Consider the following 12375-nt stretch of genomic DNA (forward strand, 5'->3'; position numbering starts at 1 on the left):
GGCACGATTCACTGCGTGAGCGAGCGCTTTGATTTCACCGGTGACGAGTTGGCGCCTGCGTACCGGGCCGCCGTGGACGCGATCGAGGCCGGTGACCTGGTCGTGCTGCCGACCGACACGGTGTACGGGCTGGCCGCGGATGCCTTCAAGTCCGACGCGGTCCAACGGCTGCTGGACGCCAAGGGCCGGGGCCGGGACATGCCGCCGCCGGTGCTGATCTCCGTCGTCGAGTCGCTCGACGCGCTCGCCACCGATGTGCCCGATACCGGCCGGCGGTTGTGCGAGGAGTTCTGGCCCGGGCCGCTGACGGTGATCTGCCATGCGCAGGGCTCGTTGATGTGGGACCTCGGTGACACCCAGGGGACGGTCGCGCTTCGGGTGCCGGATCACGAGAACACCCGGGAACTGCTGTCCCGGACCGGGCCGCTCGCGGTCAGTTCGGCCAACAAGAGCGGGCAGCCGGCGGCGCTGGACGTGTACGACGCCGAGGAACAACTGCAGGACGCCGTCGCGGTCTACCTGGACGGCGGTATGTCGACCGGCGGGCAGCCGTCCACCATCGTCGACCTGACCGGCGACATCCCGCACGTGGTCCGCATCGGCGCACTCTCGATGCAGGACATCCGCAAGATCGTCCCCGAAGCCACGACCGACCTCGAGCAGGACGAGAAGGCCGAAGACGAGGAGAAGCCGGCCGAAGACAAGCCCGCCGAGGACAAGCCCGCGGACGAGAAGCCGGTGGACGAGAAGCCGGCCGAGGACAAGCCCGCGGACGAGAAGTCGATCGAGGACAAGCCTGCGGACGAGGAGCCAACCGAACCCGCCGCCGAGGCGTCCAAGGAAGAGCCGGTGGACGAGAAGCCGGCCGACGACAAGACTCCTGATGTGAGGCCTGCGGACTAGTGCGCGAGTATCTGCTGGTCCTGTTCGTGGCGATGGCCACGACCTTCCTGTTGACCGGCGTGGCCCGGCAGATCGCGCTGCGCTACGGAGCGGTCGCCCGGGTCCGCACCCGGGACGTGCACAAGGTCCCGATCCCGTACTTCGGCGGCGTCTCCATCCTCGGCGGCCTGATCGCCGGTTTCGCGGTCGCCTCCAGCCTGCCGTTCCTCGGCAACAGCCTGCAGGTCGCCCACGACGCCCGCGCGATCCTGCTCGGCGGTGTTGTCATCTGCGCCGTCGGTGTGGTCGACGACCTGGTCGAGCTCGACCCGATCACCAAGCTGGCCGGGATGGTGCTCGCCGTCGGGGTACTCGTTGTCCAGGGCATCCAGTTGTACTGGATCCCGTTGCCCGGCGGCATTCTCTCGCCACCGCCCGCGCAGCTCGCCGTGGTGACCGCGGGCATCCTGCTGGTCTCCTGCAACGCGGTGAACTTCGTCGACGGCTTGGACGGTCTCGCCGCCGGCGTCACCGCGATCGGCGCCACCGCGTTCTTCACCTACTCGTACCTGCTGAACGTCGAGCAGAACCTCGACCGCGCCACCACCTCGACCCTGATCACGGTCGCGCTGGCCGGCGCCTGTCTCGGCTTCCTGCCGCACAACTTCTTCCCCGCCAGGGTTTTCATGGGTGACTCGGGCGCGCTGCTGATCGGCCTGATGCTGGCCGCGTCCACGATCAGCCTGACCGGCCAGATGGACCCGAACGCCGTCCCGTACGAGGTCGGCGGCTCGAGTCTGCTGCCCGCATTGCTGCCTCTGATCCTGCCGATCGCCGTCCTCGCGATCCCGGCGCTGGACCTGACGCTGGCCTACATCCGCCGGACCAAGGCCGGGCGTTCCCCGTTCGCCGCCGACAAACTGCACCTGCACCACCGGCTCATGCAACGCGGTCACTCGCACCGTCGCGCCGTCCTGCTGATGTACCTCTGGACCGCCCTGATCGCCTTCGGCGTCGTCGTCCTCGGCCTGCTCCTGTCCTGGTGGACGGTCCTCCTCGTCCTGGCCGTCGCAGTCACCGCGATCGTCCTCACCACAGGCCTCCCGCGCCGTACCCCAAGACCCCTCGCCAAGGTCTGAGTCAAGGTCCGGGTAGGGACCAGACCAGTGACGGGGCTGGGCTACCGATAGGGTGTTCGCGTACAGCGGGAACAGGGCCCGTTTTGCTGACCGTGCAGACTTTGTGCTAGTTTTCACAAGCACCAGCAAAGAACAGTGTCACCCCTGACCCCGCCCACCCGACGACCGGGCCACAAACCCGGGTCGCCAGCAGGACGGAACCACCAGTTATGGCTCCTCTAGGAAGTGGCCAGAAAACAGCCGGCCAGGCCACACGGCATCCGGCATTGGCGATGCTGCGCGGCGCTCTCGTCGCCGCTGTGGTCGTCGGCGTGAACACGGCCGCCGTCGCCGCTGTCGCCGCCGGACTCAAGGGTCTGCTGGGCGCGCTGCTGGGTCTGCTGATGGTGATCGTCTTCTCCGGCGCGGGTCTGGTTGCCCTGCACCTTTCCCGGCGCGCGACGCCGACCGCACAACTCGGTATCGCGATGGCCTCCTACACCGGCCGGATCGCGATCTTCGGTGGCCTGCTGGCCCTCGCCCTGAACTCCGAAAGCCTGGCCCGGAACGTCAACCTGACCGCCCTCGGGATCAGCGCGCTGGTGGTCGTGATGGGCTGGATGGCCGGCGAGATCTGGGCCTGGTCCCGGCTGCGGGTGCCGATCTACGACCTCGACAACGAGGTGACCGCATGAGCACGGTGCGTAACAGCCAGGTAAGCCCCAAAAAGACGGCTAGCCCTATCGTGACAAGGGATGTGGGCGACCAAACGGGTGCCGATGTGACCCGGCGCGTCACCGGCTGGTACGTTTCGGGTGCTCATGAGCCAGCACCAGGATCCGAAGCCGACACCGAACACCTCGGGCGACGGCTGGCGGGTCCTGTCCTACCTGATCGGTGGCATCGTCGTGTACGGCGGCATCGGATTCGGGCTGGATCGCTGGCTGGGCACCCCGTTCTTCCTTCCGGTGGGCATCGTCCTCGGTGCCGGGCTCACCATCGCGATGTTGCACTTCCGGTACGGGCGCTCCTGAGCCCTGCCGGGTCTGATGTTTTTGACCGCCATGCCCTGAGCCGCATTGCCCTGAGCCTTACGGCGAACGACTTGAGCACGACGCGAGAGGAGACCCGGTGATCGCCGGCGTTTCGACCGAGTTCATCCCACCCGGTCCACAGAGCTTCGACCTTCCGCCCATCTTTTCGGGCGTCGAGTGGTTCACCAAGCCGGTCCTGGTCGCCGCGCTGTCGGTGGTCGTCATCCTGTGGTTCTTCTGGGGTGCGTCCCGCAAGGCCGCGATTGTGCCGAGCAAGCTGCAGTTCGCCGGCGAGCTGGGCTACAACTTCGTCCGCAACTCGATCGCCCGGGACATGATCGGCAGCCCGGAGCACATGAAGTACGTGCCGTACCTGTGCGGCCTGTTCTTCTTCATCCTGCTGAACAACGTCGCGGCCACGATCCCGCTGATCCAGTTCCCGACCTTCAGCCACATCGGCTGGCCGTACGTCGCCGCGGTGATGAGCTGGGTGATCTACAACGCGGTCGGCATCCGCAAGCACGGCGTCTGGGGTTACTTCAAGCACCAGACGATGCCGGCCGGCGTGCCGGGCTGGCTGATGCCGCTGATGATCCCGATCGAGTTCATCTCGAACATCCTGGTCCGGCCGGTCTCCCTGAGCCTGCGGTTGTTCGCCAACATGTTCGCCGGTCACATCCTGCTGCTGGTGTTCGTCCTCGGCGGCGAGTACATGCTGCTGCACTCCGGCAGCCTCGCACTTGGCGGCGTCGGCATCATCACCCTGCTTATGGCCTTGGCGATCGCCGGGCTGGAGCTGTTCGTCCAGGTCATCCAGGCCTACATCTTCGTCGTGCTGACCGCGCAGTACATCGGCAGCGCGATCGCCGAAGAGCACTGATCCGCACACCCACTGTCCCGTAGTAACGGAAACCCGGATAGTCGCTATCCGTACCGAAAGGAAAACCAGCAATGAGCGCTCTCGAGATGACCGGTGACATCGCTGTCCTGGGCTACGGCCTGGCTGCGATCGGCCCGGGCGTCGGCGTCGGTCTGATCTTCTCCGCCGTGATCAACGGCACGGCACGTCAGCCCGAGGCCCAGAGCAAGCTGCAGGCCATCGCCTGGATCGGCTTCGGTGTGACCGAGGTGCTGGCGATCATCGGTATCGCCCTTGCCTTCGTGTTCCAGGGCTGACCAAGTCCCCTGACTGACAGGACCCAGACATGACGACACTGTTGCTCCCGCTCAGCGAGGCCGCAGGCGAAGAGACCAGCCCGCTGCTGCCGCACACCGCCGAGATCATCTTCGGCTTCGTCTTCCTGGTCCTGCTGGCGTTCGCCTTCGCCAAGTACGTCGTTCCCAGGTTCGAGAAGGCTTACGCCGACCGGACGCAGGCGATCGAAGGCGGGATGAACGAGGCCAAGCAGGCTCAGGCCGAGGCGAAGGCGGCGCTGGAGAAGTACAACGCGCAGCTGGCGGAGGCCCGCCAGGAGGCTGCCAAGATCCGCGAGGACGCACGTGAGCAGGGTGCGCAGATCATCGCGGAGATGCGCGAGACGGCGAAGGTCGAGGCCGATCGGATCGTGACCCACGCCCGGACCCAGATCGACGCCGAGCGGGCCCAGGCGGTCGCGTCGCTGCGCTCCGAGGTCGGCCACATGGCGACCACGCTGGCCGGCCGGATCGTCGGCGAGTCGCTCGAGGACGAGGCGCGTCAGCGTCGCACCGTCGAGCGGTTCCTCGCGGACCTCGAGGCGTCGGAGTCCGCGCGACAGGCCGTCGGAACGGACGGCTGATGCGCGGCGCGTCGCAGGAGTCACTCGCCCGGGCCACGGAGGCCCTGGCGGGTGTCACCGTCACCGAAACCCTCGGCGAGGAGCTGTTCTCGATCGCCCGGGTGCTCGACGGCAACGGCTCGCTGCGCCGGGCGCTGACCGACCCCGCGCGGTCGTCGGCCCAGCGCGTCGGCCTGGTCCAGCAGCTGTTCGGCGGCAAGGTCTCCGCCCCCGCGGAGCAGATCCTGACCGCCGCGGTCGGCGGTCGCTGGGTCAGCAGCCGGGACCTCGGCAACGCGCTGGACGAGCTGAGCGTGCAGGCCGACGTCGCGTACGCCGACGGCCAGGGCAAGCTGGACGAGGTGGAGGACGAGCTGTTCCGGCTGGACCGGGTGGTCGCGGCCGAGCGGAGGCTGAGCGACAAGCTGAGCGACCGCAACATCCCGGTCGGGCCGCGGCAGGAGCTGATCCGCGGTCTGCTGCAGGGCAAGGCCGATCCCGTCAGCGTACGGCTGGCCGAGCGCGCGGTGGACGGCCGGGGACGCGGCTTCGCGGCCTCGATGCGGGCCTACCAGGTCGCCGCCGCGGCCCGGCGCAGCGCCAGCATCGCGACCGTACGGGTGGCCACGGATCTGAGCGAGGCGGAACGCAGCCGGCTCGCCGAGGTGCTCGGCCGGCAGTACGGTCGGCTCATCCAGCTGAACGTGATCGTGGACCCCGACGTCGTCGGCGGCGTACGGGTGGACATCGGTGACGAAGTGATCGACGGAACGATCGCGGCCAGGCTCGACGAGGCGCAACGGCGCATCGCGGGCTGACTGACCTCAACGACATATCCGGCTTCCAGGCCTGGCAAGTGCCTCGGGAGCCACAACAGGCCAGCTAGGTCAAGGAAGCAGGGAAGCAAATGGCGGAGCTCACGATCAGGCCGGAGGAGATCCGGGACGCCCTGGATCGCTTCGTCTCCAGCTACGAGCCGGAGACGGCGACCCGGGAAGAGGTCGGCACGGTTGTCGACGCGGGTGACGGTATCGCGCACGTCGAGGGCCTGCCCTCGGCGATGACGAACGAGCTGCTCGAGTTCGAGGACGGCACCCAGGGCATCGCGCTGAACCTCGACGTCCGCAACATCGGTGTCGTCGTCCTCGGTGAGTTCGACGGCATCGAGGAGGGCCAGCAGGTCCGCCGGACCGGCCAGGTCCTGTCGGTCGGTGTCGGCGAGGGCTACCTCGGTCGCGTGGTCGACCCGATGGGGAAGCCGATCGACGGCCTCGGTGAGATCAAGGACCTCGAGGGCACCCGCGCGCTCGAGCTGCAGGCGGCCGGCGTGATGGACCGCCAGGAGGTCCGCGAGCCGCTGCAGACCGGGATCAAGGCGATCGACGGGATGATCCCGATCGGCCGTGGTCAGCGGCAGCTGATCATCGGCGACCGCAAGACCGGCAAGACGGCGATCGCGGTCGACACGATCATCAACCAGAAGGCCAACTGGGACTCGGGCGACCCGCAGAAGCAGGTCCGCTGCATCTACGTCGCGATCGGCCAGAAGGGCTCGACCATCGCCGCCGTCCGCGGCGCGCTGGAAGAGGCCGGCGCGATGGCGTACACCACCATCGTCGCCTCCCCGGCGTCCGACCCGGCCGGCTTCAAGTACGTCGCGCCGTACACCGGCTCGGCGATCGGCCAGCACTGGATGTACCAGGGCAAGCACGTCCTGATCGTGTTCGACGACCTGAGCAAGCAGGCCGAGGCGTACCGCTCGATGTCGCTGCTGCTGCGCCGCCCGCCGGGCCGCGAGGCCTACCCGGGCGACGTCTTCTACCTGCACAGCCGCCTGCTGGAGCGCTGCGCGAAGCTGTCCGACGGGTTCGGCGGCGGTTCGATGACCGGTCTGCCGATCATCGAGACCAAGGCCAACGACGTGTCGGCGTTCATCCCGACCAACGTCATCTCGATCACCGACGGCCAGATCTTCCTGCAGTCCGACCTGTTCAACGCCAACATCCGCCCCGCCATCGACGTCGGTATCTCGGTGTCCCGGGTCGGCGGCGCCGCGCAGGTCAAGGGCATGAAGAAGGTCTCCGGCTCACTGAAGCTGGACCTGGCCCAGTTCCGCGCGATGGAGGCGTTCGCGATGTTCGCCTCCGACCTGGACGCCACCTCCCGTCGGCAGCTCGACCGTGGCCAGCGACTGGTGGAGCTGCTCCGTCAGCCGCAGTACTCGCCGTACCCGGTCGAGGAGCAGACGGTCTCCATCTGGGCCGGTACGACGGGCAAGTTCGACGACGTCCCGACCTCGGACGTGCTCCGGTTCGAGCGCGAGTTCCTCGACTACCTGCGGCGCGAGAGCAAGGTGCTCGACAGCGTCCGTGAGTCGGGCCTGTTCGACGACGACGCGGCGCAGGCCGTGACGGCGGCGCTGGACGAGTTCAAGCCGACCTTCCAGACTGGTACCGGCGAGCTGCTGGCCGGCAAGGAAGAGGCCGAGGCGATGGACGTGGCGGACGTGGAGCAGGAGCAGATCGTCCGGCAGAAGCGGGGCTGATCAACCATGCCAGCCAGTCTGCGGGAGCTTCGCGAGCGCCGGGCCTCGGTCTCGACGATCAAGAAGCTCACCCGCGCGATGGAGCTCATCGCGGCGTCCCGGATCGTGAAGGCGCAGCAACGCGCCCAGGCGGCCGGTCCGTACGCACGTGAGCTCACCCGTGCCGTGTCGGCGGTGGCGACTTTCTCGAACGTCGACCACCCGCTGACCACCGAGAAGCCGAACCCGAGGCGGGCGGCGGTGCTGCTGATCACCTCCGACCGCGGCCAGGCCGGCGCGTACTCCTCCAACGTCATCCGCGAGGGTGAGCGGCTGAACCAGCTGCTCCGCGAGGACGAGAAGGAGATCGTGCCGTTCCTGAGCGGCCGCAAGGGGATCGCCTACTACACCTTCCGGCAGCGGGAGGTCCAGCAGCAGTGGAGCGGTGACTCCGACGCCCCGAGCTTCGCCCGGGCAAAGGAGATCGCCGACGCGCTGATCGAGGCCTTCCTGACCCCGACCGACGAGGGCGGCGTGGACGAGATCCACATCGTCTTCACCCGGTTCGTGTCGATGCTGACCCAGCGGCCGGACGTGATCCGGTTGCTGCCGCTGGAGGTCGTCGAGGGCGAGGAGCCGCCGGCCGAGGACGAGGTACTGCCGCTGTACGAGTTCGAGCCGTCCGCCGAGGACGTGCTGGACGCGCTGCTGCCGAAGTACGTCGCCAGCCGGATCCAATACTGCATGCTGCAGGCGGCCGCGTCCGAGCTGGCCAGCCGGCAGCGGGCGATGAAGTCCGCGACGGACAACGCGCAGGACCTGATCGAGTCGCTGACGCGTGAGTTCAACCAGGCGCGTCAGGCGCAAATTACCCAGGAAATCAGCGAGATCGTCGGTGGCGCGGGTGCGCTGGCCGACGCGACCGCCGGGAGCGAGTGAGAGAGATGACTGCCACGGTTACCGAGAAGAACAACGAGGCGCGCACCCCGGGTGTCGGTCGCGTCGCCCGGGTGATCGGCCCGGTCGTCGACGTCGAGTTCCCCGCGGACGCGATGCCCGAGATGTACAACGCGCTCGAGGTGGACATCACCCTGGGCGACACCACCCAGACGATCACCCTCGAGGTGGCGCTGCACGTCGGCGACAACATCGTCCGGGCCATCTCGATGAAGCCCACCGACGGCCTGACCCGCGGTACGGAGGTGCGCGATAGCGGCTCTGCGATTTCTGTCCCGGTCGGCGACGTCACCAAGGGCCGGGTCTGGTCCGTGACCGGCAAGTGCCTGAACCAGGACGAGTCCGAGTTCGAGGTCACCGAGCGCTGGCCGATCCACCGCAAGGCGCCGGCCTTCGACCAGCTCGAGTCCAAGACCGAGATGCTGGAGACGGGCATCAAGGTGCTCGACCTGCTCACGCCGTACGTGCAGGGCGGCAAGATCGGCCTGTTCGGCGGTGCGGGCGTCGGCAAGACCGTGATGATCCAGGAGATGATCTACCGGATCGCCCACAACTTCGGTGGCACCTCGGTGTTCGCCGGGGTCGGCGAGCGGACCCGTGAGGGCAACGACCTGATCCACGAGATGGACGAGGCCGGCGTCTTCAAGGACACCGCACTGGTGTTCGGTCAGATGGACGAGCCGCCGGGCACCCGGCTGCGCGTCGCCCTGTCGGCCCTCACGATGGCGGAGTACTTCCGCGACGTGAAGGAGCAGGACGTGCTGCTCTTCATCGACAACATCTTCCGGTTCACCCAGGCCGGTTCCGAGGTCTCCACGCTGCTCGGCCGGATGCCGTCCGCGGTGGGTTACCAGCCGAACCTGGCCGACGAGATGGGTGTGCTGCAGGAGCGGATCACGTCGACCCGGGGTCACTCGATCACCTCGATGCAGGCGATCTACGTGCCCGCCGACGACTACACCGACCCGGCGCCGGCGACCACCTTCGCCCACCTGGACGCGACCACCGAGCTGTCCCGCGACATCGCGTCGCGTGGTCTGTACCCGGCCGTCGATCCGCTGACCTCGACGTCGCGGATCCTCGACCCGCAGTACATCGGCCAGGAGCACTACGACGTGGCCGTCCGGGTGAAGCAGATCCTGCAGAAGAACAAGGAACTGCAGGACATCATCGCCATCCTGGGTGTCGACGAGCTCTCCGAAGAGGACAAGATCACCGTCGCCCGGGCGCGCCGGATCGAGCAGTTCCTCTCCCAGAACACCTACATGGCGGAGAAGTTCACCAACATCGCCGGTTCCACCGTGCCGCTGAAGGACACCATCGAGTCCTTCAAGAAGATCACCGAAGGCGAGTGCGACCACATCGCCGAGCAGGCGTTCTTCAACACCGGCAGCCTCGACGATGTCGAGCGCAAGTGGGCCGAGCTGCAGAAGGAACACTGATGGCCGACGAGAGCGGCAAGCACCTGGAGGTCGCGCTGGTCGCGGCCGAGCGGACGGTGTGGCAAGGGCAGGCGAAGATCGTCATCGCCCGCACCACCGACGGTGACCTCGGCATCCTGCCCGGCCACGCGCCGCTGCTCGGCCTGTTGCAGGGTGGCACCGTCCAGGTGCGGACCGTCGACGACGAGTTCTTCGTCGCGGCGGCGCCGGAGGGCTTCATCTCGGTGGCGAACGACCGGGTCTCGATCCTGGCCGAGAACGCCGAGATGGGCCACGACATCGACCTCGAGCAGGCCCGGCTGGACCTGGAGCGGGCGCACGCCGCCGGCACCAGCTCCGAGGGCGAGCACGAGGAGCACGTGCGCATCGCTGAGGCACGGCTGCGGGCCGCCGAGCAGGCGGACTGACCGGGGCGGTGGGGTGGGGCCGCATTGGCACTGAACCCACCTGCCATAATTGAACATCGCGTCAGTCAGTACGGTTCGGGGAAGATGCCGCCAAGCCGTCGGCATCAGGAATGAGGTCGGTATATGAGGACAGTCCTCGATGTGGTCGGGGTCTGTTTCCTTGCTGCCGTACTGCTGATCATCGCTTTCGCGTGCCGCCGTCGCTGGTTGTCCAGGGACGGCGGCACGTTCGATTGCAGCCTGCAACTGGCCGAGAAGGACCACGGCCGCGGCTGGGCCCTCGGCCTGGCCCGGTACGTCGGTGACGAACTGCAGTGGTTCCGGGTCTTCAGCCTCGCCTGGTGGCCGAAGCTGGTGGTGAACCGGCACCAGCTGCAAGGCGTCACCACCCGCCGCCCGATGGGTAACGAGCCGCTGGTCACTTACGCCGGTCACGTCATAGTGGACGCCGAGCTGCGGGACCGAACGGTGCACTTCGCGATGACCGAGGAAGCCCTGACCGGTGTCCTCGCCTGGATGGAGTCCGCGCCACCGAACACCCAGACCTACCTCTGACGTTTTGCCCCGGCCGTCTAGGGTCGGTGTATGACGGGCATTCTGCTGGAGCTGGATCTGACCCGGGGCGTGCTGGAAACGCCGCCCTCATCACCGCTGGCCGCCTTCCGGGCCCGCCATCTGCCCACCCTGCGGGAACTGGTCGCCGGCCTGCGTAAAGCGTCCCGCGACGACACGGTCGTCGGCCTGGTCGCGCACGTCGGTGGGCCCGCCTTGTCGTTGGCGCAGGTGCAGGATCTACGTGAGGCGGTCACCGACTTCCGGGCCGCGGGGAAGCCGGCGGTCGCCTGGACCGAGTCGTTCGGCGAGGTCGGCGCCGGCACCGTTCCGTACTACCTGGCCACCGCGTTCGACGAGATCTGGGTCCAGCCGTCGGGGGAGCTCGGCATCACCGGGGTCTCGGTGCAGGCCACCTTCATCCGGGGCGCGCTCGACAAAGCCGGCGTGATTCCCCAGTTCGGCAAACGCCGGGAGTACAAGACCGCGGCCGACACCTTCACCGAGAAGGAGATGAGCGGTCCCGCCAAGGAGATGGCGACGCGGCTGGCCGAGTCGGCGTACGAGCAGATCGTCGAGGGCATCGCCGTCCGCCGACAGCTCGACAGCGCGCGGGTCCGTGAGCTCGTCGACAGCGCGCCGTTGCCGGCCGAGGCGGGACGTGAGGCAGGGCTAGTGGACCGGCTCGGTTATCGCTCCGACGTGTACGACGAACTGCGCAAGAGCCTGGGGGAGACCACCCGGTTGCTGGTCGAGCGGTACCACCGTCGCCCGCCGCGCACGGTCAATGAGGTGATGGACAACCTGCCCTGGCCGCAGAAGCCCGTCGTCGCGGTCATCCGCGTCTCGGGTGCCATCACCGTCGGGCGCAACTCCGGTGGTGGCCCGCTCGGCGGTCCGCGGACTGGTTCCGACACGATCACCGCTGCCCTTCGCCACGTGGCCGACGACGACAAGATCAAAGCCGTCGTACTGCGGGTCGACAGCCCGGGTGGTTCGTACATCGCCTCCGACGCCATCCGCCACGAGGTACTCCGGCTGCGCTCGACCGGCAAACCAGTGATCGCGTCGATGGGGAGCGTCGCGGCGTCGGGCGGCTACTTCGTCGCGATGCCGGCCGATATCGTCGTCGCCCAGCCGGGCACGATCACCGGTTCGATCGGCGTGCTCACCGGCAAGGGCGTCGTCCGGGACGCGCTCGGCCGCATCGGCATCACCCAGGAAGCCGTGTCCCGTGGCGAGAACGCCCGGATGTACTCGGCCCAGGAGGAGTTCTCGCCGGAGCAGTGGGCACGGCTGGAGGAGACCCTCGACCGGATCTACGCCGACTTCGTCGCCAAGGCAGCCCAGGATCGCGGCCTGCCGGAGGAGCGGCTCGAATCCCTGGCCCGCGGCCGGGTCTGGACCGGCGCCGACGCCCACGAACGCAAGCTGGTCGACGAACTCGGCGGCTTCGAACGCGCCCTCCAACTCGCCTGCACCCGGGCCGGCCTGGACCGCGATCACATCGCCCTCACGGTCGCCCCGCACCGCAACCTGCTCGCCCGGCTGAGGCCGCCGACTTCCACCGACGACCTGGCCGTCACTGCCGCCCCGCTGAGCTTCGATGGCGTCACCGAGTCCGTCTACACGGCCCTCGGTCTCCCGCCCACCGGGGTCCTCGCGATGCCGCTGTCGTGGCGCCTCGAGTAACGTCCGAAGA

14 protein-coding genes are annotated in these 12375 nt (G+C 68.1%); all 14 read left to right on the plus strand.

Annotated features, from left to right (window positions below; genetic code table 11):
- Positions 1-15 precede the first annotated feature (15 nt).
- The 14 genes from EV643_RS05410 to sppA all read left to right on the plus strand — a co-directional run bounded on the left by EV643_RS05410 (position 16) and on the right by sppA (position 12365).
- Positions 16-903, plus strand: a complete 888-nt coding sequence (locus EV643_RS05410; RefSeq protein WP_238165378.1) for an L-threonylcarbamoyladenylate synthase — start codon at positions 16-18, stop codon at positions 901-903.
- Positions 903-2021: a glycosyltransferase family 4 protein gene (locus EV643_RS05415; RefSeq protein ID WP_133798838.1), complete on the plus strand. Its 1119-nt coding sequence runs from the start codon at positions 903-905 to the stop codon at positions 2019-2021. Before EV643_RS05410 ends, EV643_RS05415 begins: the two co-directional genes overlap by 1 nt.
- Positions 2022-2230: 209 nt before the next feature.
- Positions 2231-2695: a Cg1360 family ATP-synthase-associated protein gene (locus tag EV643_RS05420; protein ID WP_133798839.1), complete on the plus strand. Its 465-nt coding sequence runs from the start codon at positions 2231-2233 to the stop codon at positions 2693-2695.
- Positions 2696-2821: 126 nt separating this feature from the next.
- Positions 2822-3034, plus strand: coding sequence for a hypothetical protein (locus EV643_RS05425; protein ID WP_133798840.1), 213 nt, complete (start codon positions 2822-2824; stop codon positions 3032-3034).
- 97 nt (positions 3035-3131) lie between these two features.
- Positions 3132-3914, plus strand: coding sequence for a F0F1 ATP synthase subunit A (gene atpB, locus EV643_RS05430; protein ID WP_133798841.1), 783 nt, complete (start codon positions 3132-3134; stop codon positions 3912-3914).
- Between the two features lie 71 nt (positions 3915-3985).
- Positions 3986-4210, plus strand: a complete 225-nt coding sequence (gene atpE, locus EV643_RS05435) for an ATP synthase F0 subunit C (protein WP_133798842.1) — start codon at positions 3986-3988, stop codon at positions 4208-4210.
- A 29-nt stretch (positions 4211-4239) separates the two neighbouring features.
- The gene (locus EV643_RS05440; protein ID WP_133798843.1) at positions 4240-4812 is read left to right on the plus strand and encodes a F0F1 ATP synthase subunit B; all 573 of its coding nucleotides are present in this window, start codon (positions 4240-4242) and stop codon (positions 4810-4812) included.
- The gene (locus EV643_RS05445) at positions 4812-5609 is read left to right on the plus strand and encodes a F0F1 ATP synthase subunit delta (RefSeq protein ID WP_133798844.1); all 798 of its coding nucleotides are present in this window, start codon (positions 4812-4814) and stop codon (positions 5607-5609) included. Before EV643_RS05440 ends, EV643_RS05445 begins: the two co-directional genes overlap by 1 nt.
- A gap of 89 nt (positions 5610-5698) precedes the next feature.
- Positions 5699-7336 (plus strand): F0F1 ATP synthase subunit alpha, encoded by a 1638-nt coding sequence (gene atpA, locus EV643_RS05450; protein WP_133798845.1) that lies wholly within the window; start codon positions 5699-5701, stop codon positions 7334-7336.
- 6 nt (positions 7337-7342) lie between these two features.
- Positions 7343-8254: a F0F1 ATP synthase subunit gamma gene (locus EV643_RS05455; protein ID WP_133798846.1), complete on the plus strand. Its 912-nt coding sequence runs from the start codon at positions 7343-7345 to the stop codon at positions 8252-8254.
- 5 nt (positions 8255-8259) lie between these two features.
- The gene (gene atpD, locus EV643_RS05460) at positions 8260-9714 is read left to right on the plus strand and encodes a F0F1 ATP synthase subunit beta (RefSeq protein WP_133798847.1); all 1455 of its coding nucleotides are present in this window, start codon (positions 8260-8262) and stop codon (positions 9712-9714) included.
- Positions 9714-10121 (plus strand): F0F1 ATP synthase subunit epsilon, encoded by a 408-nt coding sequence (locus EV643_RS05465; RefSeq protein ID WP_133798848.1) that lies wholly within the window; start codon positions 9714-9716, stop codon positions 10119-10121. Before atpD ends, EV643_RS05465 begins: the two co-directional genes overlap by 1 nt.
- Before the next feature lie 123 nt (positions 10122-10244).
- Positions 10245-10676 carry a DUF2550 domain-containing protein gene (locus EV643_RS05470; protein WP_133798849.1) on the plus strand — a complete coding sequence of 144 codons (432 nt, stop codon included), beginning with the start codon at positions 10245-10247 and terminating at the stop codon, positions 10674-10676.
- Between the two features lie 30 nt (positions 10677-10706).
- Positions 10707-12365 carry a signal peptide peptidase SppA gene (gene sppA / locus EV643_RS05475; protein WP_133798850.1) on the plus strand — a complete coding sequence of 553 codons (1659 nt, stop codon included), beginning with the start codon at positions 10707-10709 and terminating at the stop codon, positions 12363-12365.
- Positions 12366-12375: the final 10 nt, after the last annotated feature.

The sequence above is a fragment of the Kribbella caucasensis genome (genome assembly GCF_004361855.1).
Taxonomy (GTDB): Bacteria; Actinomycetota; Actinomycetes; order Propionibacteriales; family Kribbellaceae; genus Kribbella; species Kribbella caucasensis.

Excerpts from the sequence above, each read along its gene's own strand:
- sppA (WP_133798850.1), top strand. The coding sequence starts at position 10,707 with ATGACGGGCATTCTGCTGGAGCTGGATCTGACCCGGGGCGTGCTGGAA.
- EV643_RS05425 (WP_133798840.1), top strand. The coding sequence starts at position 2,822 with ATGAGCCAGCACCAGGATCCGAAGCCGACACCGAACACCTCGGGCGAC.
- EV643_RS05440 (WP_133798843.1), top strand. The coding sequence starts at position 4,240 with ATGACGACACTGTTGCTCCCGCTCAGCGAGGCCGCAGGCGAAGAGACC.
- atpA (WP_133798845.1), top strand. The coding sequence starts at position 5,699 with ATGGCGGAGCTCACGATCAGGCCGGAGGAGATCCGGGACGCCCTGGAT.
- EV643_RS05445 (WP_133798844.1), top strand. The coding sequence starts at position 4,812 with ATGCGCGGCGCGTCGCAGGAGTCACTCGCCCGGGCCACGGAGGCCCTG.
- EV643_RS05455 (WP_133798846.1), top strand. The coding sequence starts at position 7,343 with ATGCCAGCCAGTCTGCGGGAGCTTCGCGAGCGCCGGGCCTCGGTCTCG.
- EV643_RS05470 (WP_133798849.1), top strand. The coding sequence starts at position 10,245 with ATGAGGACAGTCCTCGATGTGGTCGGGGTCTGTTTCCTTGCTGCCGTA.
- atpD (WP_133798847.1), top strand. The coding sequence starts at position 8,260 with ATGACTGCCACGGTTACCGAGAAGAACAACGAGGCGCGCACCCCGGGT.
- atpE (WP_133798842.1), top strand. The coding sequence starts at position 3,986 with ATGAGCGCTCTCGAGATGACCGGTGACATCGCTGTCCTGGGCTACGGC.
- EV643_RS05420 (WP_133798839.1), top strand. The coding sequence starts at position 2,231 with ATGGCTCCTCTAGGAAGTGGCCAGAAAACAGCCGGCCAGGCCACACGG.
- EV643_RS05465 (WP_133798848.1), top strand. The coding sequence starts at position 9,714 with ATGGCCGACGAGAGCGGCAAGCACCTGGAGGTCGCGCTGGTCGCGGCC.